This window comes from Variovorax sp. NFACC27 (assembly GCF_048301545.1).
Taxonomy (GTDB): Bacteria; Pseudomonadota; Gammaproteobacteria; order Burkholderiales; family Burkholderiaceae_C; genus Variovorax; species Variovorax gossypii.
Genome location: NZ_CP157613.1, coordinates 3793550 through 3814255, shown reverse-complemented (window position 1 = coordinate 3814255; position 20706 = coordinate 3793550). Strand labels below are relative to the sequence as shown.

23 protein-coding genes are annotated in these 20706 nt (G+C 67.8%); 7 read left to right on the top strand and 16 right to left on the bottom strand.

The features are described 5' to 3' along the window. The first annotated feature begins 23 nt into the window (after positions 1 to 23). From ABL840_RS17910 to ABL840_RS17890, 5 genes are read left to right on the top strand one after another with little or no spacing between them, the layout of a single operon-like run. Positions 24 to 689, top strand: coding sequence for an amino acid ABC transporter permease (locus ABL840_RS17910; RefSeq protein WP_093303117.1), 666 nt, complete (start codon positions 24 to 26; stop codon positions 687 to 689). A gap of 15 nt (positions 690 to 704) precedes the next feature. Next, positions 705 to 1364, top strand: coding sequence for an amino acid ABC transporter permease (locus ABL840_RS17905; RefSeq protein ID WP_093195277.1), 660 nt, complete (start codon positions 705 to 707; stop codon positions 1362 to 1364). Continuing rightward, the gene (locus tag ABL840_RS17900) at positions 1361 to 2155 is read left to right on the top strand and encodes an amino acid ABC transporter ATP-binding protein (protein WP_093195278.1); all 795 of its coding nucleotides are present in this window, start codon (positions 1361 to 1363) and stop codon (positions 2153 to 2155) included. Before ABL840_RS17905 ends, ABL840_RS17900 begins: the two co-directional genes overlap by 4 nt. A gap of 44 nt (positions 2156 to 2199) precedes the next feature. Further along, a complete protein-coding gene (gene manD / locus ABL840_RS17895; RefSeq protein WP_093195279.1) occupies positions 2200 to 3411 on the top strand; it encodes a D-mannonate dehydratase ManD in 1212 nt (403 codons plus the stop codon). Positions 3412 to 3428: 17 nt separating this feature from the next. Further along, a complete protein-coding gene (locus tag ABL840_RS17890) occupies positions 3429 to 4925 on the top strand; it encodes a mannitol dehydrogenase family protein (RefSeq protein WP_093303114.1) in 1497 nt (498 codons plus the stop codon). A 6-nt stretch (positions 4926 to 4931) separates the two neighbouring features. Here ABL840_RS17890 and ABL840_RS17885 read toward each other — a convergent pair whose 3' ends face one another. The 6 genes from ABL840_RS17885 to ABL840_RS17860 all read right to left on the bottom strand — a co-directional run bounded on the left by ABL840_RS17885 (position 4932) and on the right by ABL840_RS17860 (position 11021). Continuing rightward, on the bottom strand, positions 4932 to 5567 hold the full coding sequence (locus ABL840_RS17885; protein WP_103893591.1) for a CAP domain-containing protein: 636 nt from the start codon (positions 5565 to 5567) through the stop codon (positions 4932 to 4934). A gap of 58 nt (positions 5568 to 5625) precedes the next feature. Then, positions 5626 to 6048 (bottom strand): hypothetical protein, encoded by a 423-nt coding sequence (locus ABL840_RS17880; RefSeq protein ID WP_418116319.1) that lies wholly within the window; start codon positions 6046 to 6048, stop codon positions 5626 to 5628. A 14-nt stretch (positions 6049 to 6062) separates the two neighbouring features. Further along, complete coding sequence (locus ABL840_RS17875) at positions 6063 to 7529, bottom strand: DUF1501 domain-containing protein (protein WP_093303111.1); 1467 nt, start codon at positions 7527 to 7529, stop codon at positions 6063 to 6065. Positions 7530 to 7554: 25 nt separating this feature from the next. Next, positions 7555 to 9387, bottom strand: coding sequence for a DUF1800 domain-containing protein (locus tag ABL840_RS17870; RefSeq protein ID WP_093303108.1), 1833 nt, complete (start codon positions 9385 to 9387; stop codon positions 7555 to 7557). A 205-nt stretch (positions 9388 to 9592) separates the two neighbouring features. Next, positions 9593 to 9943, bottom strand: coding sequence for a hypothetical protein (locus ABL840_RS17865; RefSeq protein ID WP_093303106.1), 351 nt, complete (start codon positions 9941 to 9943; stop codon positions 9593 to 9595). A gap of 130 nt (positions 9944 to 10073) precedes the next feature. Beyond that, positions 10074 to 11021, bottom strand: a complete 948-nt coding sequence (locus tag ABL840_RS17860; RefSeq protein WP_093195285.1) for an adenylate/guanylate cyclase domain-containing protein — start codon at positions 11019 to 11021, stop codon at positions 10074 to 10076. Positions 11022 to 11393: 372 nt separating this feature from the next. Between ABL840_RS17860 and ABL840_RS17855 the strand changes: the two genes are divergently transcribed. Next, positions 11394 to 11729, top strand: coding sequence for a hypothetical protein (locus ABL840_RS17855; RefSeq protein ID WP_093195286.1), 336 nt, complete (start codon positions 11394 to 11396; stop codon positions 11727 to 11729). 62 nt (positions 11730 to 11791) lie between these two features. On the opposite strand, the gene ABL840_RS17850 is transcribed toward ABL840_RS17855, so the two are convergent. From ABL840_RS17850 to ABL840_RS17815, 8 genes are all read right to left on the bottom strand, one after another. Continuing rightward, entirely contained in the window at positions 11792 to 12760 is a 969-nt protein-coding gene (locus tag ABL840_RS17850) for an LD-carboxypeptidase (protein ID WP_093303103.1), read from the bottom strand. Next, positions 12757 to 13884 carry a tRNA adenosine(34) deaminase TadA gene (tadA, locus tag ABL840_RS17845; protein WP_093303102.1) on the bottom strand — a complete coding sequence of 376 codons (1128 nt, stop codon included), beginning with the start codon at positions 13882 to 13884 and terminating at the stop codon, positions 12757 to 12759. The genes ABL840_RS17850 and tadA overlap by 4 nt, the downstream gene beginning before the upstream one ends. Beyond that, on the bottom strand, positions 13874 to 14110 hold the full coding sequence (locus ABL840_RS17840) for a hypothetical protein (protein WP_093303099.1): 237 nt from the start codon (positions 14108 to 14110) through the stop codon (positions 13874 to 13876). Before ABL840_RS17840 ends, tadA begins: the two co-directional genes overlap by 11 nt. 1 nt (position 14111) lies before the next feature. Then, positions 14112 to 14756, bottom strand: coding sequence for an FMN-binding negative transcriptional regulator (locus ABL840_RS17835; RefSeq protein WP_093303097.1), 645 nt, complete (start codon positions 14754 to 14756; stop codon positions 14112 to 14114). Between the two features lie 53 nt (positions 14757 to 14809). Next, complete coding sequence (locus ABL840_RS17830) at positions 14810 to 15508, bottom strand: ankyrin repeat domain-containing protein (RefSeq protein ID WP_093303095.1); 699 nt, start codon at positions 15506 to 15508, stop codon at positions 14810 to 14812. Continuing rightward, entirely contained in the window at positions 15508 to 16008 is a 501-nt protein-coding gene (locus ABL840_RS17825) for a GlcG/HbpS family heme-binding protein (protein ID WP_093195292.1), read from the bottom strand. Before ABL840_RS17825 ends, ABL840_RS17830 begins: the two co-directional genes overlap by 1 nt. Before the next feature lie 118 nt (positions 16009 to 16126). Further along, positions 16127 to 16768 carry a response regulator transcription factor gene (locus tag ABL840_RS17820; protein WP_093195293.1) on the bottom strand — a complete coding sequence of 214 codons (642 nt, stop codon included), beginning with the start codon at positions 16766 to 16768 and terminating at the stop codon, positions 16127 to 16129. Next, a complete protein-coding gene (locus ABL840_RS17815; protein ID WP_093303093.1) occupies positions 16765 to 18252 on the bottom strand; it encodes a sensor histidine kinase in 1488 nt (495 codons plus the stop codon). The genes ABL840_RS17820 and ABL840_RS17815 overlap by 4 nt, the downstream gene beginning before the upstream one ends. 60 nt (positions 18253 to 18312) lie before the next feature. Here ABL840_RS17815 and ABL840_RS17810 point away from each other — a divergent pair, with 60 nt between their 5' ends. Next, positions 18313 to 19398, top strand: a complete 1086-nt coding sequence (locus ABL840_RS17810; protein WP_093303090.1) for a DUF72 domain-containing protein — start codon at positions 18313 to 18315, stop codon at positions 19396 to 19398. On the opposite strand, the gene ABL840_RS17805 is transcribed toward ABL840_RS17810, so the two are convergent. Further along, positions 19395 to 19895: a RidA family protein gene (locus tag ABL840_RS17805; RefSeq protein WP_093303087.1), complete on the bottom strand. Its 501-nt coding sequence runs from the start codon at positions 19893 to 19895 to the stop codon at positions 19395 to 19397. The genes ABL840_RS17810 and ABL840_RS17805 overlap by 4 nt on opposite strands. Before the next feature lie 86 nt (positions 19896 to 19981). Beyond that, complete coding sequence (locus ABL840_RS17800; RefSeq protein WP_418116318.1) at positions 19982 to 20542, bottom strand: 2'-5' RNA ligase family protein; 561 nt, start codon at positions 20540 to 20542, stop codon at positions 19982 to 19984. Between the last annotated feature and the right edge of the window lie 164 nt (positions 20543 to 20706).

Below are 20706 nucleotides of genomic sequence, written 5' to 3'. Positions count from 1 at the left end.
TCCAACTGACGGAGCTTCCTCGCATGGACTTCGATTTCTCCCCCATCGTGGACAACTGGCGCTTCTTCGCCAGCGGCCTGGGCATGACGGTGCTGCTGAGCATCGTCAGCGCGGTCACGAGCCTGCTCGCGGGCCTGGCGATCGCGCTGCTGCGGCTGTACGGCCCGCGCTGGCTGCGGCCGCTGCTGGTGTTCTACATCGACTCGATGCGCGCCATTCCGGTGCTGGTGGTACTGATCTGGATCTACTTCGCGTTCCCGATCATCGCGAACGTGACCTTCCCGCCCTTCTGGGCGGCGCTGGTCGCACTCACGCTGCACATCGCGGCCTACGCGGCGGAAGTGATCCGCGCCGGCATCGAGTCGATCCGCCCGGGCCAGACGCGCGCCGCGCTGGCGCTGGGCATGTCGCGCGCGCAGATCCTGCGCAAGGTGCTGCTGCCGCAGGCCATCGTGCGGATGTTGCCGGCCTTCGGCTCGATCCTCACGATCGCCATCAAGGACACGGCCATCGCCACGGTGATCGCGGTGCCCGAGTTGATGCACCGCGCCGAGACCGTGGCCGGCCAGAGCTACCGGCCGGTGGAGGTGTTCACCGCGGTGATGGTCGCCTACTTCTGCATCCTGTTCCCCGTGACGCGGGGCGTGGACCGGCTCTACCGCCGCTTCGCGCACCTCGGCCGCTCCTAGACGAAGGACCCCGACATGAATTTCGACTGGTCCGTGATCTGGACGCACCGCGCCGCGCTGCTCGAAGGCGCCGCGCTCACGGTGGGCCTGACGATCGTCACCATGCTGCTGGCGGTGCCGGGCGGCATCGTGCTCGCCCTGATGCGCCTGTCGTCCAACAGGCTGCTGCAGTCCGTCTCGCTCGCGTTCGTGGAGTTCTTCCGCAACCTGCCGCTGATCCTGGTCATCTATTGGGCCTTCTACGTGATGCCCATGGCCTTCGACGTGCAGTTCTCGCCTATCACCACCGCGCTGGTGGCTCTGGTGCTGAACATCGCGGCCTACAACGCCGAGACCTTCCGCGCCGGCATCAACTCGATCCGCAAGGGGCAGATGGAAGCGGCGCTCGCCATGGGCATGTCGCGGCGGCAGGCGATGTTCAAGGTGGTGATCCCGCAGGCGGCGCGCCGCATCCTGCCGGTGATCGCGAGCACCTGGATCTCGCTGTTCAAGGACACCTCGCTGGTCTCGGTCATCGCCGTCGGCGAGCTGGCCTACACATCGATGCAGATCCGCGCGCAGACCTTCCGCGTGCTGGAGATGCTCACCGCCATGGCCGCCATCTACTGGCTCATGGGCTATCCCCAGGCAAAGCTGGTGGACTGGATTCACCGCAAGTACGGAGTCAAGGAATGAACGCAATCGCCCCAACCGCATCCCTCTCGCCCGCGCGCAAGAACGCCGACCAGCCGCCGGTGCTGGTGTACGAGAACGTCCGCAAGATGTACGGCGACTTCGTGGCGCTGCGCGGCGTGTCGCTGCAGGTGCACAAGGGCGAGGTGATGTGCCTGATCGGGCCTTCGGGCTCGGGCAAGTCCACCCTGCTGCGCTGCACGAACGCGCTGGAAAGCATCGACGGCGGCCGCGTGCTGGTCGACGGCGTGCCGTTGCCCGCCCAGGAATCGCAGGTGCGCAAGGTCCGCCAACGCATGGGCATGGTGTTCCAGAGCTTCGAGCTGTTCCCGCACAAGTCGGCGCTGGACAACGTGGCCATGGGCCCGGTCACCGTGCTGGGCATGCCCGAGGACAAGGCCCGTGCCCGCGCGATGGTGCTGCTGGAGAAGGTCGGCCTGGCCAACAAGGCCGGCAACTTCCCGGCCAATCTTTCGGGCGGCCAGCAGCAGCGCGTGGCCATCGCACGCGCGCTGGCGATGGAGCCCGAGGTGATGCTGTTCGACGAGCCCACTTCGGCACTCGACCCCGAGACCGTCGGCGAAGTGCTCAGCGTGATGCAGAAGCTCGCGCAGGAGGGCATGACCATGATCGTCGTGACCCACGAGATGGGCTTCGCGAAGCGCGTGGCCGACTGGGTGGTGGTGTTCGAGGCCGGCGCCATCATCGAACAGGGCCCGCCGCAGCAGATCTTCGAAAACCCGACCGTGGAGCGCACGCGCGACTTCCTCGGCCATCTCGGCTGGAACGGCTGAGCACTCTTCTTCCCCCAACAAGACACACGCACAACAGGCACGCAATGAAAATCACCAACGCACGCGTCATCGTCTGCAGCCCCGGGCGCAACTTCGTCACCCTGAAGATCGAGACCGACGAGGGCCTCACCGGCATCGGCGACGCCACGCTGAACGGACGCGAACTGTCCGTGGCCGCCTATCTCACGGAGCACGTCATTCCCTGCCTGATCGGCCGCGACGCGCACCAGATCGAGGACATCTGGCAGTACCTCTACAAGGGCGCCTACTGGCGCCGCGGCCCGGTGACCATGACCGCCATCGCCGCGGTCGACACTGCGCTGTGGGACATCAAGGCCAAGGCCGCCAACCTGCCCCTGTACCAGCTGCTCGGCGGCAAGAGCCGCACCGGCGTGATGGTGTACGGCCACGCCAACGGCCGCGACATCGAGCAGACCGTGGAAGAAGTGCTGCGCTACAAGGAAGAAGGCTATCTGGCGATCCGCGCGCAGAGCGGCGTGCCGGGCCTGGAGAAGGTCTACGGCGTGGGCCGCGGCACCATGTTCTACGAGCCGGCCGACGCCGACCTGCCCAGCGAGCACGACTGGTCGACCGCCAAGTACCTGGAGCACACGCCGAAGCTGTTCGACGCGGTGCGCAGCGCGGTCGGCCCCGACATCCACCTGCTGCACGACGTTCACCACCGCCTGACGCCCATCGAGGCCGGACGGCTGGGCAAGGCGCTGGAGCCCTTCAACCTGTTCTGGATGGAAGACGCCACGCCGGCCGAGAACCAGGAATCCTTCAGGCTGATCCGCCAGCACACGACCACGCCGCTGGCCGTGGGCGAGATCTTCAACAGCATCTGGGACTGCAAGGACCTGATCGAGAACCAGCTGATCGACTACATCCGCACCACGGTGGTCCACGCCGGCGGCATCACGCAGCTGCGCCGCATCGCCGACCTGGCCTCGCTCTACCAGGTGCGCACCGGCTGCCACGGCGCGACCGATCTTTCGCCGGCCTGCATGGGCGCGGCGCTGCACTTCGACATGTGGGTGCCCAACTTCGGCATCCAGGAGTACATGCGCCACACGGAAGAGACCGATGCGGTGTTCCCGCACGCCTACAGCTTTGCCGACGGCATGCTGCACCCGGGCGAGGCGCCGGGCCACGGCGTGGACATCGACGAGAAGCTCGCCGCAAAGTATCCGTACAAGCGCGCCTACCTGCCGGTGAACCGGCAGCAGCACGACGGCACGCTCTGGAACTGGTGAGCGGAGAACACGACGCCATGAAGCGCCTGCATCCCGACGCCCTGCCCCACCTGCCCACGGACGTTGCGAGGCCGCGCTACGCGCGCAGCGAGCTGCGCGCCGGCATCGTCCACCTGGGCGTGGGCGCCTTCCACCGCGCGCACCTCGCCGTCGTCAACGAGGCCGCGCTGCACGCCAGCGGCGACCTGCGCTGGGGCACGGTCGGCGTCTCGCTGCGCGCGGCCGACACGCGCGACGCGCTGCAGCCGCAAGGCGGCCTCTACACACTGGCCCTGCGCGATGCGGCCGACGACGGCAGCCCGCGCGAGACGCTTCAGGTGGTGGGCAACCTGCTCGACGTGCTCGTCGCGCCGGAAGACCCGCAGGCCGTGCTCGAACGCATCGCCCATCCGGACACGCGCATCGTCGGCCTCACGATCACCGAGAAGGGCTACCACCACGACCCGGCCACCGGCGCATTGCGGCTGGACGACGCCGGCATCGCTCACGACCTGGCGAACCCGCAAGCGCCGCGCACCATGCCCGGCTTCGTGGTGCACGCGCTGAACCTGCGCCGCCAGCGCGAGTTGCCGCCGGTCACGCTGCTGTCGTGCGACAACCTGCCCGCCAACGGCGACACGCTGCGCGGCATCGTGCTGGCGTTCGCAAGGCAGGTCGACCCGGCGTTGCACGACTGGATCGACGCGCACTGCACCTTTCCCAACTCGATGGTCGACCGCATCGTGCCGCGCACCACCGACGCCGACCGGGAGCGCATCTCGGCACGGCTGGGCGAGGAAGACGCATGGCCGGTGGTCGGAGAGCCCTTTCTCGAATGGGTGGTGGAAGACCGCTTCGCCAACGGCCGGCCCGACTGGACCGCAGGCGGAGCCCGCTTCGTCGAGCACGCCGAGCCTTTCGAGCGGCTGAAGCTGCGCATGGTCAACGGCAGCCATTCGGCGCTGGCGTACCTGGGCGCGATGGCCGGGCTGCACACGGTGGACCGCGCGGTGGCCGTGCCCGAACTGCGCGCCTACATCGACGCGCTGATGCGCGAGGAGATCGCGCCCACGCTGCCGGTGATGCAAGGGCTGGACCTCGACGGCTATCGTGCGCGGCTGCTGCAGCGCTTTTCGAACCCCGCCCTGCAGCACCAGACGAAGCAGATCGCGATGGACGGCTCGCAGAAGCTGCCGCAGCGCCTGCTGGGCACGGTGCGCGACCGGCTCGCGGCCGGGCAGCCGATCGAACGGTTGGCGTTGGCCGTGGCCGCATGGATCCATTACCTTCGCGGCGTCGACGAGACCGGCGCCTTGCACGACATCCAGGATCCGCTGGCCGCCGCCCTGGCAGAACGGCTGGCGCAGGCCGGCGCGGCGTCGTCCTCGGTGCACGAGCGGGTTGCCTTCTTCACCGGCTTTGCCCCGGTGTTCGGCGAGCTCGGTGGCGTGCCCGCCTTCGTCTACGCGGTGGCCCGGCATCTCGCGATGCTGGAGGAGCGCGGCGTGATCGCGGCGCTCGAGGCGGCCGCGTGACGTGAATCAGGGCGTGGCGAGCACCATCGTCCAGTAGAACGGATAGGCGTTGGCCGAGTTGCCGCGCACGCATGCCAGGGCCACGTGCTTGTAGCTCGCGCCCATCAGGTTGCGGCAGTGGCCTTCGCTCAACTGCCAGGAGTTCATGGCGGACGCCACGCTTGTCTGGCCCGCCGCGATGTTCTCTGCAACGCCCGACCATGCGTAGCCCGCGTCGGTGACGCGCACGCCCACGGTGCTGCCGTCCGAGCCGGTGTGGTCGAAGACATTCTTCGCGACCATGTCGTTCGACTGGCGCGCGGCCGCGGTGTCGAGCCTGGTGTTCCAAGAGAGAGGCGCTGCGGCCGGGAATTGCGTGGCTCCGCAGGTGCGGGCTTCGCTTCGGAACTGGTTGACACGGGTGATCGTGTCCTGCGCGAAGTCCGGCAGGCCGCAGCTCTCGAGAGCGGTGGGCGCAGATGCGGGAGCCGGTGCCGGTGCCGGAGCAGTCGCAGGGGCAGGCGCGGGCGCGGGCGCGGGTGCGTCCGGTACGCCCAGGCCCAGAGGCACTCCTCCACCGCCCCCGCCTCCTCCACCGCCGCACGATGCGAGCAGCAATGTGGCGAGGACGCTGGTGGCGGTGGCTGTGTGTCTCAGGCTCATTCGTTTCTTGTCGCGATCAGGGAAAGCAGGCAGTGCAAGGGTTTCAGAGAAGGCGCGTTCATCGTGCGGAGCGCGATCGGCTGCGCCGTTCCAGCTTCGCCGCCAGTTCGGCCGAGGAAAGTCCGCGCGGAGCGGAGCGGATCGCCTCGTAGCGATAGACGCGAAAGCCGTCCTTCTGGATGAAGCTGAGCGGCTCCCAGCCGCGGGCCAGTGCGCAGTCGGTGATCTGCGCCATCTGCACGCCCAGGTAGTCCTGCAGGCTGTCGGCCACCGCGAGTTCGAATTTCTTCAGTTCGCGGTCCAGTGATTCGATCGCTGCGATGGCCGCCTCGACGGTGGTGAAGGGGCGCACGTGCGTCACGTGCCTGCCGTGCGAGTGGGAGCGTTCCGGCACGGAGCTTTCCGGGCCGAAGTCCACGCTGGCCCCGCCCTCCATGCCGTTGAGGCCGCCAATCGAGCTCATTGCGCTCATCGCGCTCATTTCAGTCATTGCGTTCATGCCATGAACCCCATGTCGCGCAGGTAGGTGATGCCACTGGGCGCGGTGATGTTGTTGAAATTCTTCAGGTTGGGCAGGATGCCGTTGAGGTCGGAGTCGGGCACGCCGAACCACTTGGCCAGCGTTGCGGCGTACTGGTCGACGGATGTGGTGGGCAGGAGCCGGCCCTGGCCGACGTGCCACTGGTCGTCGTCGGCGGAGGTGTTGCCCACGCTCACCGGCGGCGGCGTGCCGTAGAAGGCCTTGCCCTTCACGGCATTGGCGCCGCCGACCACGAAGTGATGGCTGCCCCAGCCGTGGTCGGAGCCGTTGCCGTTGCTCGAAAGCGTGCGGCCGAAGTCGGAGGCGGTGAAGGCCGTCACCTTGTCGGAGACGCCAAGGGCTTCCATCTGCCGCTGGAAGGCGAACAGGGCTTCGGACAGGCGCTGCATCAGCGGACCCTGCTTGGTGTCGAGGTCGTCGTGCAGGTCGTAGCCGCCCATGGAGACGAAGAACACCTGCCGCCTAACTCCCAGCGAAGTGCGCCCGCGGATCAGCCGCGCCACCATCTTGAGCTGGTCGGCCAGGTTGTTGCTGGTCGGGAAGTTGGCGTTCAGGTCGTCGGGCTGGATGGCCGTGGTGATCTTTCCTTCCGCCTCCACCGCGCGCAGCGTGACCTTGTTGTATTCGTTCTCCAGCGTGTGGCCGCGCGCCTGCTGCGCCAGCTGCTGCATGGCGGCCTTGACCGCCGACGAGCCGTAGACGTTGCCGGTGGCCGAACTCACGCTGTTGATGCGCACCGCGCCGCGCGTGCCGACCTGGTACTGCAGCGCCTCGTCGCCCGAGAGGAACACCGCGTTGCCCGCTACAGAGATGCAGGTGAACAGCGACGCGTTGCGCTGCCCGCTCAGCATCAGGTCGCCGAGGTTGCCGCCCCAGCCGATGGTGGAGCCCTCGGGCGAGGACGACTGCCAGATCGACTGCTGGTCGTTGTGCGAGAACAGCTTGGGCGGGATCGGGAAGTCCTTGCGGTTCGTGCCGTTGAACTGCGCGCGCGTGAGCGGCTTGACGAGCGGGCCGACGTTGAGCTGCACCGCCATCTTGCCTTCGTCGAACAGCGTGGTGAGCCTGGTCATCGCCGGGTTCAGCGCGTACTTGCGACCGTTGGCGAGCGAAACGGCAGGCTTGAGCTCGGTGGCTGCGAGCGCTGCGTCGTACGGCAGCGCGATGGCGCCGCGGATGGTGCTGTACTTCGTGTAGCTGTCGGTGTCGAAGTTGACCAGGGTGTTGGCGTAGTCGTTGCCGCCGAACAGGAAGACGCAGACCAGCGCCTTGTAGTCGTCGCCCGGCGCAGCCTGCGCGGCGGCCTCGCCCATGGCGGCGAGGTTGAGTGCGAACGGCAGCGCGGTGCCGGCCATCGCGAGTTGGCCCGAGCGGCGCAGGAAGGCGCGGCGCGTGTGGCGGGCAGGATCGATCAGGTGCATGTTCGGTTCGCTCCGGCTTCTTTCTTCATTTCTGCACGAGGTATTCGGGCGAGCCCATCACCAGCAGCACGCCGGCGCAGATGAGGTCGAGCCTGCGTGCATCGGTCGAGGGGTTCACCAGCGGCGCCTTGCTCAGCGCATCGGTGATCAGCGCGACCGTGGCGGCCGAGAGCTGGTTGCCCGTGAGCAGCAGGTTGAGCCGGCGCACCAGCGCGGCGGGGTCGGTCACCAGCGCCTTCTCGGCCGCATATGTGGCGATCACGTCCTTGCTGTCGAAGCCGTTCTGCAGGATGCCCTGGAGGAAGTTGAGGTAGCCACCAACGCTGGTCTCGTTAACCAGCTGGAACTCGGGCGCCACCATCTTGTTGCTGGCGATGGAGGTCGAGGGCGGCACGTAGCCGGGCCGGAAGAAGTTGAATACCGAGGGCGAGCGCAGCGGGCACTGCCCGAGGCTCTGGCTGGGATCGGAGGTGTTGCCGATGTCCCAGGTGTCGAGCGTCGAGCCGACGCCGAAGGTGCGGCCCCATTGCACGAGCCGCAGCATGGGCTCGCGCAGGTGGCCGAAGTTCGGGTCGGAAAGGCCGGCGGGGCCGCGCGCCTCGTCGTCGAGCAGCACGGCGGCGAACACGCTCTTCATGTCGCCGCGCACGCCGGCGCCGTTGTTGGCGAAGGTGTCGGCCACGCGCTTCACGTAGGCGGGGCTGGGGTTGCTGGTGACCAGCCGCTGGATCAGCTGCCGGCCGATGAAGGGCCCGACGTTCGGGTGATTGAAGAGCGTGTCGAGCGCGATCTTCAATGCCGCCGGGCCGGCCGTGCCTGCGGGCACCGTGGCGCCGAGGAAGCGCGCTTCCAGCATCGAGTGATTGGCCGCCGTGTACGCCATGGGACGCGTGGTCCAGGCGTTGGTCTCGATGGTGTAGCTGGCGTTGGGCGGGCGAAAGGCATTGCGCTCCGCAGCACGGATGTCGAGGTCGTAGCCGGTGAAGACGCGCGCGAGGTTCGTGACGTCACTCTGCACGTAGGTCTCGATCGGCTGGCCGTCGGCGCCGGTCTTCACCGTGCCATTGCTCTCCAGCTGATAGAGGCCGATGGTCATGAGCTGCATGACTTCGCGCGCATAGTTCTCGTCGGGCTGGCGGCCGGAGTTGTCTTCCTTCCTGTTGCCGCGGGTGTTGAGGTAGAAGCCCATCGCGGGATTCAGCGTCACGTCTTCCAGCAGCTGGCGGAAGTTGCCGGTGACACCGTTGGCAAGCATGTCCCAGTACTGCGCCATCATGGACGTGGGCCAGCTCGACCCGATCTCGGTGCCCGAGACCACGAAGATCTCGCTCAGTGCCAGCGCCATGCGCTTGCGCACCGGGTCGGCGGCCGTCATGAGCTGGCGCCAGATCATGGCATCGGCGTTGACAGTCTCGTACGGCTTGCTGTTGACCCACTCCCAGGCCGAAGGCTGGCGCGCCGCACCGAGCTGCTCGCTAAGCCACGGCATGTAGCCCTTGGCGCGCACGGCGGCAATCTCGGCGTCCGAGGCGGAGAACTGGGCCTGCAGCAGGAAGCGGGCGGCCTCGGCGTCGTTCTGCGCCTGGGGATAGTGATAGGGACCGTTGTCGGGCGTCGTGCCCGGACCGGGGTTGGAACCGGGCAGGCCGCCGATCGGAAAGCCAACGCCTGCGGAGCCACCGCCACCCCCGCCTCCACCGCATGCGGCCAGTGCCGCCGCCATGGAGAACGCAGCCGCGACCTTCAGGGGCCGCGAGCCGTCCTGAATTGCCCTGTGCTCGCCTGTTGCCGCTGTCTCCGCGACGTACACCACCTCGTCGGCCGGTCTTGCGCGCTCGGCCTCCAACTGTTCCAGCATGATCCTCGCTCCTGCGGCGTATCGACGCCTGTTGGAGGGATCAAGGCAAGCGGCATGCCCCTGCGGAAAACAACCGGACGGGTGTCCAAAACTGGCGAGGTCGCCACAAAAATGTGTGCCAATGTGACTTTTTAGTCACTCCTTGAAACAAAATTGGCATGCCAGAGGGCATGCCAATGCTTCAGCAAACATTCAGGCGACAGTGTCAATCGCGCTCGTCGTCCCAGCCGTTCGGCGGGCGATAGGGATAGCCGGGGCCGTAGTAGATGCGACCGGGCGGCGGGGTGTAGATCGGAGCCGGACGGTAATACACCGGAGGCGCCGGCCGGTAGTAGACCGGCGGCGGCGGTTCGTAATAGATGGGAGCCGGATACGGGTAGACCGGCGGAGGCGCGTAGTACGGTGCCGGATAGCCGCCGACCACGTAGCCGGGGGTGCCGATCTGCACCGACCAGCTTCCGCGCGCATTTGCGGCTCCAGCAGCCAGCAACGCGCCGGCGATGACGGCACCGACGGCCGCCCACTTGAAAACAGAAGATTGAGGTTTGAGGTTCACGGTGGCTCCAGGGCCAAGGGCGGACACGCCCGGGTGGATACGCAACGCCGGATGCATCTTCGCGGTGCACCCGATTGCATGCAAGCATGGTAGCCAAACGTCACCGCGGCGAGCGGTGACAGCGCCGTGTTCAGCGCGCGATTTCGCGGCGCGAGAGCATCACGTCGCCGCTGGTGGTGTTGAAGGCGATGGTCGGCGCGCTGTAGTCGCTCAGCGGAGCGCCCAGGCCGATTTCGCCGCGGCCGTGCAGCACGCACTCTTCGCGCCGCAGGGCGATCTCGGTGCTCGGCCCGTCGTTGCCGTGGAAGCGCACCCAGGTGCCGTAGGTGCTGACGTCGATCAGCACGCAGCTGCCCTGCCGCAGTTCGATGCGCGCATGAAGCCTCGAGACGCGGGGGTCGTTGACCACGAACTGCGCGTCGTCGACGCGGCCCAGGTGGATCGGAAGCTCCTCCGTGCGGAACATCGAGCGGACATCGAGCCAAGCCAGCTCGATCTGGCCGAACGAGGAGTCGGGCATGCGCAAGGGAGCCAGCGCGGCGGGCACGGTGAGGAATGTCGTCACGTCCTCCTGCCAGTCGATCCGGTGCACGACCGACATCTCGCTGCGCCCGCGGATGTTGATGAGGCCGAGGTCGCGATGCTGCACAGAGCCTTCACGCAATTGGGAGATGACTGCGGCGGTCACCCAGATCTGGCCCGGGCCGGCCAGGTCGCTCAGCCGCGAGGCCAGGTTGACGGCATCGCCGTAGCAATCGCCCTCGACCTCGACCACCTCGCCGCTGGCCACGCCGATCTGCAGCGCCATGCGCAAGGGTGCCGGCCACGCGAGCAGCCGCTTCTGGTGATAGCGCTGCAACTCGATGACCGCATGCGTCGCCGCCGCGCCGCTGGTGAAGATGGCGAACACGCCATCGCCGAGCGACTTCACCACCCGGCCGCCATGCGCCTGGCACACGCCGCCGATCCACTGCGTCAGCCGGGTCACGGTCTCGGTGGCACGCGCATTTCCCATGGCCTCGAAGACCCTCGTGCTCCCCGTCAAGTCCGCGAATACGACTGTGGAATTGACACCCATACTCTTGTGATTCTCGATTTCTATCGCTGGTTGTAAATGCCCGTGGGCTCCCTGCATTTCCACGCAGGCAGTTCTCCTGGCACATGTACGTTCACGCGCCGGAGAGGAAACCTGCTTGTCCTTCGCCTTCGATAAATAAAACTATCGGATCGGGATATGTATACGCCACCTGTGAATGAACAGATGCAAAAGGTTCATTCCATTCAAGACTTGTAGTACTTTGGAAAACAAAATTCAATGACTAGTGAAAACGATAAGTAAAGCGTGTTGTTTACAAACAAGAAACATCGTTTCGGATCTTGTGGAATGGTTAACTGAGGCTTAAGGTAGCGGCCGTTCCCGCTTCCGGCAATACGCTTTCCGTTCCCACCCATGCTCTTGCGCCGCTTTCTTCGTCTGCTGAACGTACCCGGCTTCGGATCCCGCCAGGCGACGGAGAGCCAGCTCGGTCGTATCCGTACTGCGATGCTGTCGGTGCTCCAGGGTCATGGGGGCCACTCGGTCCAGCGCGTCAGTCAGCGCGTGCGTTTCGCCGCCGACGTCGAAGCACTCTGGTACCTGCGGCAGGACGTGATGATGGCGTTGAGCGCCATCGACGGCGAGACCGCCGCCCGTCGGCAAATGAAAGCCATCAACAGCATGTTCAAAGGCGGATTGCCCGGTTCAATGGGGCCTCGGGCGCACCAGCGCTTTACCCAAAGCAAATGAAACAACGACGGCCCTTTCGGGGCCGTTTTCATTTTTAACGTTTTATTTTCTTTGTGTCTTGATCAATGGGCGTGATGATGGTCATGTCCATGGTGATCGTCATGCGCGGATGCGTGTCGGTGGCCCCAAACGAGAAAAATATCACGCCCTTCCGCCGCCATCGATACCTTGGCGCCCACCGGCAATAGCACCTTCGTCTGCACGTGGCCGAACGGCAGGCCCGCGAGCACGGGGATCTTGAGCGACGAACGCAGCCGGTCGATCACCGTGTTCAGACCGAACCCGCGGTCATAGCCCGGCACGCTGCGGATGCCGGTGAACTGCCCGAACACGATCGCGCGCTGGCGCGCCAGCACGCCGGCCATCCGCAGCTGGTCGAGCATTCGTTCGATGCGGTACGGATGCTCGTTGACGTCCTCGATGAAGAGCACGCCCTTGTCCACCACCGGGAAATACGGCGTACCGAGCAGGCTGTTGAGCACGCAGAGATTGCCGCCCCACAGCACCGCGTCCTGCACGGGCTTGAACTTCAGGTCGATGTCGCGCGCCGGCATGCGCCAGCCGGTGCCTTCGCCCTGCCCTGTGACGAGATCGTCGAAGCACGCTTCCATGATGTCGTCAGGGCCGCCTTCGGCGCCGAAGTCTTCGCCGACTGCGGGGCCCGACCAGGTCACGGCGCCGGTCTTGGTCAGCAGCGCGTTCTGCAGCGCGGTGAAGTCGCTGCAGCCGACGAACTCGGTGCCCTTCTCGATCGCCTTGGTCAGCGCCTTGTACGGAATGGCGTCGAGGATCCGCGTGAGCCCGTAGCCGCCGCGCGCGATGAGAGCCACGTCGGCGCCGCTGGCGGCGGCGCGCGAGATTGCGGCGAGCCGTGTGGCGTCGTCGCCCGCGAAGCGCTGGTGCACCGAGAGTGCCGCATCGTCGACTTCGACTTCATGGCCCAGCGCCTTGAGCCGCTTCACGCCGCGCCGGAAAGCGGCCTTGTCGCGGACCGCGCTGGAGGGGGAGTAGATGTAGATGTGTTTGGTCACGCGGTCGAGTATCCCATTGCGTTTCGCACTTGCGGCACGAACGTTCGGGCCTGCTCGGGCGACGGCCCCGAAGAAGTCGCTACGGGCCCGAGCGCACGCAGAGCTGCTTCGTAGCCACGATCGGGGAACGGCGCGCGCCATGCATCGCCGATGCGTTCACGCCCTTCCGGCGCGACAAGCGCGGCGGCAAAACGCTCAGGGGCTGCAGCCATCAGCAACGCGGCAAGTCCGGAGCCTGCATCGCTGTGCACGAGCGCCATCGGCGTCGAGCCGGGTTGCACGCGGTCCAGCCATTCGAGCAGCACGTCGCGATGCCACTCGAGGCGATGCGACGCCTCGCGCTTGGGCTTGTCGCTCCTGCCGAAGCCGATCAGGTCGGGCACCAATGTGCGCACACCGGGCAGGCCCACGAGATGCCGGAAGAAGTAGCCCCACTCGCCGGGCCCGTGCAGGCACAGGCAGCAGGCGGCGCCCGTCCCATCGCCCTCCCCATGTTCGTCGATGTAGTGCATGCGCCAGCCATGCTGGCTCAGAAGGTCCTGCACGTAGTGCGGCGCGAAGCCATAGCCGGACAGCGCATCGAAGCGCTCGTTCGGCGTACGCAGCGCGTCGTCGCGCAGCGGCTCGGCCTGAGCACGCGCGGCGCTGCGGCGTTGCTGGAAGAAAGCCTGCAGCACCGCGGCGCACTCCTGTGCCAGCACCCCGCCCTGCACCTGCGTGTGGTGATTCAGCCGCGGCTCGGCGAAGAGATCGAGCACCGAGCCGGCCGCACCGGTCTTCGGATCGGCCGCGCCGTACACCACGCGCGCGAGGCGCGAGTGCAGCATCGCCCCGGAGCACATCGCGCACGGCTCGAGCGTGACGAACAGCTCGCAGCCGTCGAGCCGGTAGTTGCCGAGCGCCGCCGCGCCGGCGCGCAGTGCATTGATCTCGGCATGCGCGCTCGGATCATGCTGAGCCACGGGCGTATTGCGGCCCGACGCGATCAACCGGCCGTCCTTCACCAGCACCGCTCCCACCGGCACCTCGCCCGCCTCGGCGGCAAGCTGCGCCTCGGCGAGCGCAAGCGCCATCCAGTGCGCATCGTCGTGCGTCACGGGCGACGGGATCGGCTCAGTTGTCATCGGGCATCTGCCGCGTCTTCGCGGCAGCGTCCAGCGCTTCCTTGACCTGTTGCTGAACCTGCTGCGCCTGGTCGCGCACGTTCACGGGTGCGTCACCGGCGGCCGGCGCGGCCACGCCGGGCACAGCCGGCCGCGCGGAGGAAGCCGCGCTCGTCATCTGCTTTTTCGCGAGCAGGCCGACGATCACCAGCGCCAGTACGAGGCCGATCAGGCCGAGTCCGCGCATCTCAGCGACCCTCCGCCACCGGAGCCTCGGCGATCATGCCCAGGCGGTCCATCCACACGGCAAGTGCCTGTTCGTCCGGCGTGCCCGCGCTGTAGACGGCATGCATCGCGGCATGCGATTCGCGCCGGTGCTGGTTGAGCTTGATCTTGCATTGCAGCGCCGTCACGCACAGCTCGAAGCCCACGATGCCGGCGAGCATCTTGAGCTGGAACTCCTCGCCCAGGTCGCGCCACTGCTGCGCGTAGGCGGGTTCGTGGTCGTGGATCAGCTTCTTGAGCAGTGCGTCCTTGTCGCCCGGCTCCTCGATCAGCCGCGCCTCCACGGTGCAGTGCACCGCCAGGTAGTTCCAGGTCGGCACGCGGGCCAGGTCGGGATAGACGGAGGGCGAGAGGTACGAATGCGGTCCGAGGAAGGTGACCGCCGCCCGGGGCCGGGCCTGCAGATAGCGCCAGTGCGGGTTGGGCTTGGCGCAATGTCCCCACAGCACCAGTTCGTCGCCCGCGCGTTGTTCGGCCACCAGCGGCAGGTGCGTGATGTACGGCAGTCCGTCGTCATCGTTCGAGATCAGGCTCGCGAACGGGTGCGAGCGCATCAGCTCCAGCGCGATGGCCGGATCCTTGGCATTGAACTGCGGGGGCATGTACATGGGGCTTATTCCTCGTGGAACCTCGTGGCGAGGCCCCATTCTCCCCGAGCCGCCTACTTTGCGCGCGGCGTCTCCAGCAGCTTCACCATCGCGGTGTAGCCGCGCGCCTTCGCCAGTTGCAGCGGCGTGTTGCCCTGGCGGTCCGTCAGCTTGAGGCTGGCACCGGCGTCGACCAGTGCAGCCAGCGTGCGCTGGTGGCGAGGCCCGCCGTCGCCCAGCACGATGGACTCGATCACCGCCGTCCAGTGCAGGTTGTTGACGTGGTCGAGCGGCGCGCCCGCGGCGATCAGCCTGCGCACCACTTCATCGTGTCCGAGATGGGCCGCCGCGATGAGCGCGGTGCCGTCGTAGCGGCTCGTGGTCTGCCCGGGCTTCGCTCCGAGCGACAGCAGCACCGAGAGCGTCGCGGCGTCGTCCGCCACCGAGGCGATGGTGACGGCGTCGTAGCGGTCGTCCTCCAGCAGGTCGAGGTCCGCGCCGGCCTTGGCCAGCAGCTTGATCGCATCGCGCTGCCGCGCGAACGTGGCGACATGCAGCGGCGTGCGGCCCCGCGCGTCGCGCGCATCGAGATTCGCACCCGAGGCGATGAGCGCCTTCAGCTTCTGCAGGTCGCCATGCCATGCGGCCTGGTGCAGCCCGTCGAAGGCCAGCACCTCGGCCGCCAGCGGCGGCACCTGGGCGAGCGCGCCCAGCGGCACGCCCAGCCCGAGCGCGACCGCCAGCACACCCGGCCAGATACCGCGCGCCTTCATCAGAGCAGGCCCTTGACCTTCTCGAGCGCCGCGTTGGCGCACTGCTCGTCGAGGTGGCCGCCGGGCGCACCGCCCACGCCGACCGCGCCGATCACTTCATTGCCCGACTTGACCGGCACGCCGCCGCCCAGCAGCAGGAAGCCCGGCAGGTACACCAGGTTCGCCGCGCCCGGGTTCTTCTGCGCGCCTTCCATCATGGCCTGCGTGGGGCTCTTGGCCGAAGCCGAAGTCCAGGCCTTGCGCTCGCTCGACGCCAGCGTGTGGGGGCCGGCGTTGTCGGCGCGCTGCACGGCACGCACGGTGCCGGCGCGGTCGACCACGGTGGCGGCCACGTTGTAGCCGTTGGCCGCGCAGGCCGCCACGGCTTCGGCCGCGATCTGGTTGGCCAGCGCGAGAGACATGTTCTTTTCGGTACGCACTGCCGGTGCGGGCGTCTGGGCCTGGGCGACGGAAGCGGCGAGCAGGACAGCGAGGCTGCCGAGGCGAACGATGGTTTGCATTGTTTGGTTTCTCCAGTGGATTCGGGTAGTTGCGCCGGCTGTTGCCGACGGCTGCGCCACTGTAGAAAACACGGCCAGCGACGGCCATTCGTACGGCTACGCCCGCCGCTCCGTAGTTCTACGGAGCGCCGTCGTCCACCAGCACGGCATAGCGCCGGATCAGCTGCGCGAGTGAATCGCAGTCGAGCTTGGCGAACAGGTTCGCACGGTGCGTCTCGACCGTGCGCGGCGACAGCGCCAGCGTTCGCGCGATCTCCTTGTTGGTCAGCCCCTGCACGATGAAGGCGAGCACCTCGCGCTCCCGCTCCGACAGCTGCGACACCCTCTCGCGCGCGGCGTTGTCGGCCTGCGAGCGCTCGCGCGAGCGCACGTGCTGGCGCACCGCCTGCTGCAGCGCCTCGAGCAGTTGCTCGTCGTCCACCGGCTTCTCGAGGAACTCGGCCGCGCCGGCCTTGAAGGCGCGGCGGCACATCTCGACGGTGCCGTGGCCCGTCAGCATGATCACCGGCTGGTCGACGCCCTGCGCCACCAGCCGGTCGAGCACCGTGAGCCCGCTGATGCCGGGCATGCGCACGTCGAGCACGATGGCGCCGACGCTCGCGCGGTCGAAGCCGTCGATGAAGGCCTGCGGGTCGGCCCAGGCCTGCACGCGCAGGCCGACGGTGCCGATCAGCAGCGAGAGGCTGTCGCGCACCGCCTGGTCGTCGTCGATCAGGTGGATCAGCGGCGATTGCGGCTGATGGGTGTTCGGAATGCTCATGAAGACGACGCGACGAGTGGCAGCAGCAAGGTGAAGCGCGCACCGCGCGGCGAGGCATTGGCCGCGCTCAGGCTGCCGCCCATGCCGCCGGCCAGCGTTTCGCTGAGGCTCAGGCCGAGGCCCAGCCCGCCTTCGCGCGTGCTGAAGAAGGGTTCGAAAAGGCGCGGCAGCGCTTCAGGGGCGATGCCGCGCCCGTTGTCGGTCACGGTCAGCACGCCCTCCTGCCCGTTGCGGCCGACCGACACGACGAGGCGCCGTTCGGCCGCAGGCACGAGGTCGAGCGCCTGCAGCGCGTTCATCAGCAGGTTGTGCACGATCTGCTCGAGCGCCACCGCCTCCGCTTGCACGCGCACAGGGGCCTGCGCCGTGGCATCGAACTGCGCGGCGACGTCGTGCTTCGCGAACTCGGGCGCGAGCAGGTGCATGGCACTGCGCACGACCTCCTGCAGCACAAGAGGCCGGGTCTCGCCGCCGGCTTCGGGCCGCTCGATCACGCGGCGCAGGCGCCCCACCACGCCGGCCGCGCGGCGAGCCTGCTCGACCGCCTGCCCCATCGCGTCGCGTGCGGTGACCAGGTCGGGCGGCTCGTCGTCGAGCAGGCGGCGGGCGGCCTGGGCGTTGGCAAGCACCGCCGTCAGCGGCTGGTTGAGTTCGTGCGCGAGGCCTGCCGACAGTTCGCCCAGCGCATTGAGCCTGGCGACCTGCCCGAGCCGCAACAGCTCCTCGGCCCGCCGCCGCGCCACGCGCTGGCGCTGCGCGGCCCACAGGCCCGCCAGCAGCACCGCCATGGCCAGCGCCCAGCCGGCAATGGCGCGCCACGGCAGCTCGCCCCAGCCCACCTGCCGCTCGGCCACGAGATCGAAAGGCTGGCTCGGCGAGGCCAGTGCCTTGCTCAGGGCGAAACGCCATCCGGTCTCCGGGCTCGTGGACAGAACACCGGGTTGCAGCACCAGCTGCTGCCCGTCTCGCTGCAGGCTCAGCCGCACGGGGCTGCGCTGCGGGTTCATCGGCCAGTCGCGCCATGGCACGGAGCCGGCCAGGTCGATGTCGAGCGCGTAGCTGAACGGCGTGGCGCCGATCACCAGCACATAGCGGCCATGGGCCAGGTCGAGCGTTGCCAGCTCGGCGCGCTGCAGGCTGCGCGAACGCGCCTCGGCCGCTGCCAGCACGGCGGCCTGCGAGCTGTCGGGCCAGGGCTCGTCGCGCTCGCGGCGCTGCACGCGCAGGATCGATGAATACACCGAGGGCAGGCGCTGCTCGGGATGGTCCGCGCCGGTGCTGGGCTCCAGCAGCGCGAGCGTGGCCAGCACGGCGTCGTACTGCACCATCTGCTGGCTCATGAGGCGGTGCGCGATGCGCACGTCGGTCTCGAAGTCCTGGTGCATCCGCGCCAGCTCCGAGCGTGCGAGCCACACCGCGCCCACGGCGGTGAGCGCCAGCCATGCCAGCCACCAACCGCCTTGCGAACGCAACCACTGTTTCATGGCGCGGATTGTGCCCGGCGCCGCGACGCCGCCCGGTTGGCCGAAAATGCGGCAACAGACATGGCCGACACACAGGACTCCCTTTTCCCCGATCTCCCGCGCCCCGAGGACGCATCCGCGGCAGCATCTCCGTCCGCCAAGGCGCAGGCCGCCGAACCTTCCGCGAAGAAGAAGCCGCGCACCGCGACAGTCGAGCCAGCGCCGACGAATCCGGAACTGGTCGAACTGGCCGCCGCGCTGCCTCCCAACCTGCGGCTGGGTACATCGTCGTGGAGCTACCCCGGCTGGGCGGACCTGGTGTGGGACGGCGAATACGCCGAGACGGTGCTGTCGAAGAACGGGCTTTCCGCACTCGCGAAGCATCCTCTGTTCCGCACCGTGAGCGTGGACCGCAACTTCTACCGCGCCCTCACCGCCAGCCAGTACGCGCGCTACGCATCCATGGTGCCCGACGACTTCCGCTTCATGGTGAAGGCGCCGAGCCTCGTGACCGACGCCACCGTGCGCGACGAAAGCGGCCGGGGCATGCAGGCCAACCCGGTGTTCCTCAGCAGCGAGATCGCTCGGCAGGAATTCGTGCTGCCCGCACTGGAAGGGCTCGGCCATCGCATCGGCGTGCTGGTGTTCCAGCTGAGCCCGATCCCGGGGCACATCCTGGCCGACCAGCCCGCCCTGCTCGCGCGCATCGCGGCGATGCTCGAATCGCTGCCCGACATCAGGTCGACGGCGCCCGACGCGGTGATCGCCGTCGAGGTGCGCGACCCGCAACTGCTCAACCCTGCCTTCGCCGAGATGTTGCGCAGCGTGGGCGCCACCTTCTGCATGGGCCTGCACGCCAAGATGCCGCCCATCGAAGACCAGCTGCCGATGTTGCGGGCGCTGTGGCCGGGGCCGCTGGTGTGCCGCTGGAACCTGCACCGGCGCCACGGCCGTTTCGGCTACGAAGACGCCGAGAAGCTCTACGGCCCCTTCGACAAGATCGTCGACCCCGATCCGGAAACGCGCGCGGCGCTCGCCAAGGTGATCGCCGGCACCACCCGCGCGGGCCAGAACGCCTTCGTCACCGTGAGCAACAACGCCGAAGGCTGCGCGCCGCTGACGATCGCGCAGCTCGCGCGGGACATCCTCGAACTGGCGCCGCGTTAGCCGATGTTCTGCTTCGCCGCGACCGTCATCTCGACCTCGACGGTCGCGTTCTTCGGCAGCGCATAGACGCCGACCGCCGTGCGCACATGCACGCCGGCGTCGCCGAACACGCGATGCAGCAGGTCGGAGGCGGCATCAGCCACTTCGCTCTGCTGCGTGAAATCGGCCGTGCACTGCACGAACACACCCACGCGCAGGACCTTCTCGACGACATCGAGCGAACCGAGCGCGCGCCGCAGCAGCGCGAGGCTGCGCAGGGCACAGATCTGCGCGCCTTCGCGCGCCTTGTCGAGCGACACAGCGTCGCCCACGCGGCCGGTGACCACCACCGTGGTGCCCACGCGCGGCACCTGCCCGCTCAGGTAGATGGTGCGGCCGTCGCGCACCAGCGGCACGTAGTGGCCGCCGGCGATGATCTCGCCGTCGAAGCTGTGGCCCAGCTCCGCCGCGATCTGGTCGGCGATCTGGTCCCGGGTCTTTTCTGCTGCTGTCGTCATGTCGTTTCCGTGAAAGTGAGAGCCATTGTCGTCAGCTGTTCCGCATCGAAACAGATACAGAAGGCGTCGATGCGAGACAGAACAGCTCAAGCGGCCGGAAGGCCCGATGCGACGTCGGGCCACCGGCCCAGCACTTCATGCACGCCCTCGCCCACGTGGCTGTCGATCAGTACCAGCGAGGCCGCGGTCCATCGGACGGGTTCTTCCAGCGCGTGCTTCTCGAGCTTGCGGCGCGCATAAGCCACCGTCATGTGCGGCGTGAACGAGCGCGGAGGCTTCAGGCCCGCATCGGCCAGCGCCTCGCCCAGGCGCTGCCTGAAGGCCTTGAGCGCCGAGACGCCTTCGTCATCGTCGGCGCACAGCACGAGCGCGCCCTTGGTATAGCTCATGGCCTTCTCGAAGACGATGTCGAACGTGGGCGGCACCACCGACGCCGCAGCCTTGGAGGCCAGCGCGACCTTGTCGGCGGGCACGCTCGGATATCCGCCGAGGTCGAACAGCGTGACATGCAGGCGATGCGCGTCGACCAACGTTCCTTTCAGTGCGTGCTGCGAATTCATGCGCCCGCCGAGCGCGGCGATCGATGTTGCGTCGTGCGAGGCGGGAACGATGGCGAAGAAGAGAGAGTGTTCGAGCGCGGGCGCCACGCGAGGCGCCTTGCTCCGGGGACGTGGCAAAGGTTTCGGCGGAGGCTCGATACCTGGAAGAAGAAGCTGTTCTGACATGTCTCGATCATCGCCCATCGATCGGGCTCTTCATCTGCTCTTCAGCAAGCGTCAAGCAGCCCTTCAGGCTGGCTTTCGAGAATCGT

Bases quoted from the DNA above. Each gene is read 5' to 3' on its own strand.
- ABL840_RS17885 (WP_103893591.1), bottom strand. From the start codon at position 5,567: ATGAGCCTGAGACACACAGCCACCGCCACCAGCGTCCTCGCCACATTG.
- ABL840_RS17840 (WP_093303099.1), bottom strand. From the start codon at position 14,110: ATGCGCGGACTCGGCCTGATCGGCCTCGTACTGGCGCTGGTGATCGTC.
- ABL840_RS17855 (WP_093195286.1), top strand. From the start codon at position 11,394: ATGCTCTTGCGCCGCTTTCTTCGTCTGCTGAACGTACCCGGCTTCGGA.
- ABL840_RS17815 (WP_093303093.1), bottom strand. From the start codon at position 18,252: ATGAAACAGTGGTTGCGTTCGCAAGGCGGTTGGTGGCTGGCATGGCTG.
- ABL840_RS17805 (WP_093303087.1), bottom strand. From the start codon at position 19,895: ATGACGACAGCAGCAGAAAAGACCCGGGACCAGATCGCCGACCAGATC.
- ABL840_RS17905 (WP_093195277.1), top strand. From the start codon at position 705: ATGAATTTCGACTGGTCCGTGATCTGGACGCACCGCGCCGCGCTGCTC.
- ABL840_RS17890 (WP_093303114.1), top strand. From the start codon at position 3,429: ATGAAGCGCCTGCATCCCGACGCCCTGCCCCACCTGCCCACGGACGTT.
- ABL840_RS17910 (WP_093303117.1), top strand. From the start codon at position 24: ATGGACTTCGATTTCTCCCCCATCGTGGACAACTGGCGCTTCTTCGCC.
- tadA (WP_093303102.1), bottom strand. From the start codon at position 13,884: ATGACAACTGAGCCGATCCCGTCGCCCGTGACGCACGACGATGCGCAC.
- ABL840_RS17830 (WP_093303095.1), bottom strand. From the start codon at position 15,508: ATGAAGGCGCGCGGTATCTGGCCGGGTGTGCTGGCGGTCGCGCTCGGG.
- ABL840_RS17860 (WP_093195285.1), bottom strand. From the start codon at position 11,021: ATGGGTGTCAATTCCACAGTCGTATTCGCGGACTTGACGGGGAGCACG.
- ABL840_RS17820 (WP_093195293.1), bottom strand. From the start codon at position 16,768: ATGAGCATTCCGAACACCCATCAGCCGCAATCGCCGCTGATCCACCTG.
- ABL840_RS17880 (WP_418116319.1), bottom strand. From the start codon at position 6,048: ATGAGCGCGATGAGCGCAATGAGCTCGATTGGCGGCCTCAACGGCATG.
- ABL840_RS17875 (WP_093303111.1), bottom strand. From the start codon at position 7,529: ATGCACCTGATCGATCCTGCCCGCCACACGCGCCGCGCCTTCCTGCGC.
- ABL840_RS17870 (WP_093303108.1), bottom strand. From the start codon at position 9,387: ATGCTGGAACAGTTGGAGGCCGAGCGCGCAAGACCGGCCGACGAGGTG.
- ABL840_RS17810 (WP_093303090.1), top strand. From the start codon at position 18,313: ATGGCCGACACACAGGACTCCCTTTTCCCCGATCTCCCGCGCCCCGAG.
- ABL840_RS17835 (WP_093303097.1), bottom strand. From the start codon at position 14,756: ATGTACATGCCCCCGCAGTTCAATGCCAAGGATCCGGCCATCGCGCTG.
- ABL840_RS17825 (WP_093195292.1), bottom strand. From the start codon at position 16,008: ATGCAAACCATCGTTCGCCTCGGCAGCCTCGCTGTCCTGCTCGCCGCT.
- manD (WP_093195279.1), top strand. From the start codon at position 2,200: ATGAAAATCACCAACGCACGCGTCATCGTCTGCAGCCCCGGGCGCAAC.
- ABL840_RS17900 (WP_093195278.1), top strand. From the start codon at position 1,361: ATGAACGCAATCGCCCCAACCGCATCCCTCTCGCCCGCGCGCAAGAAC.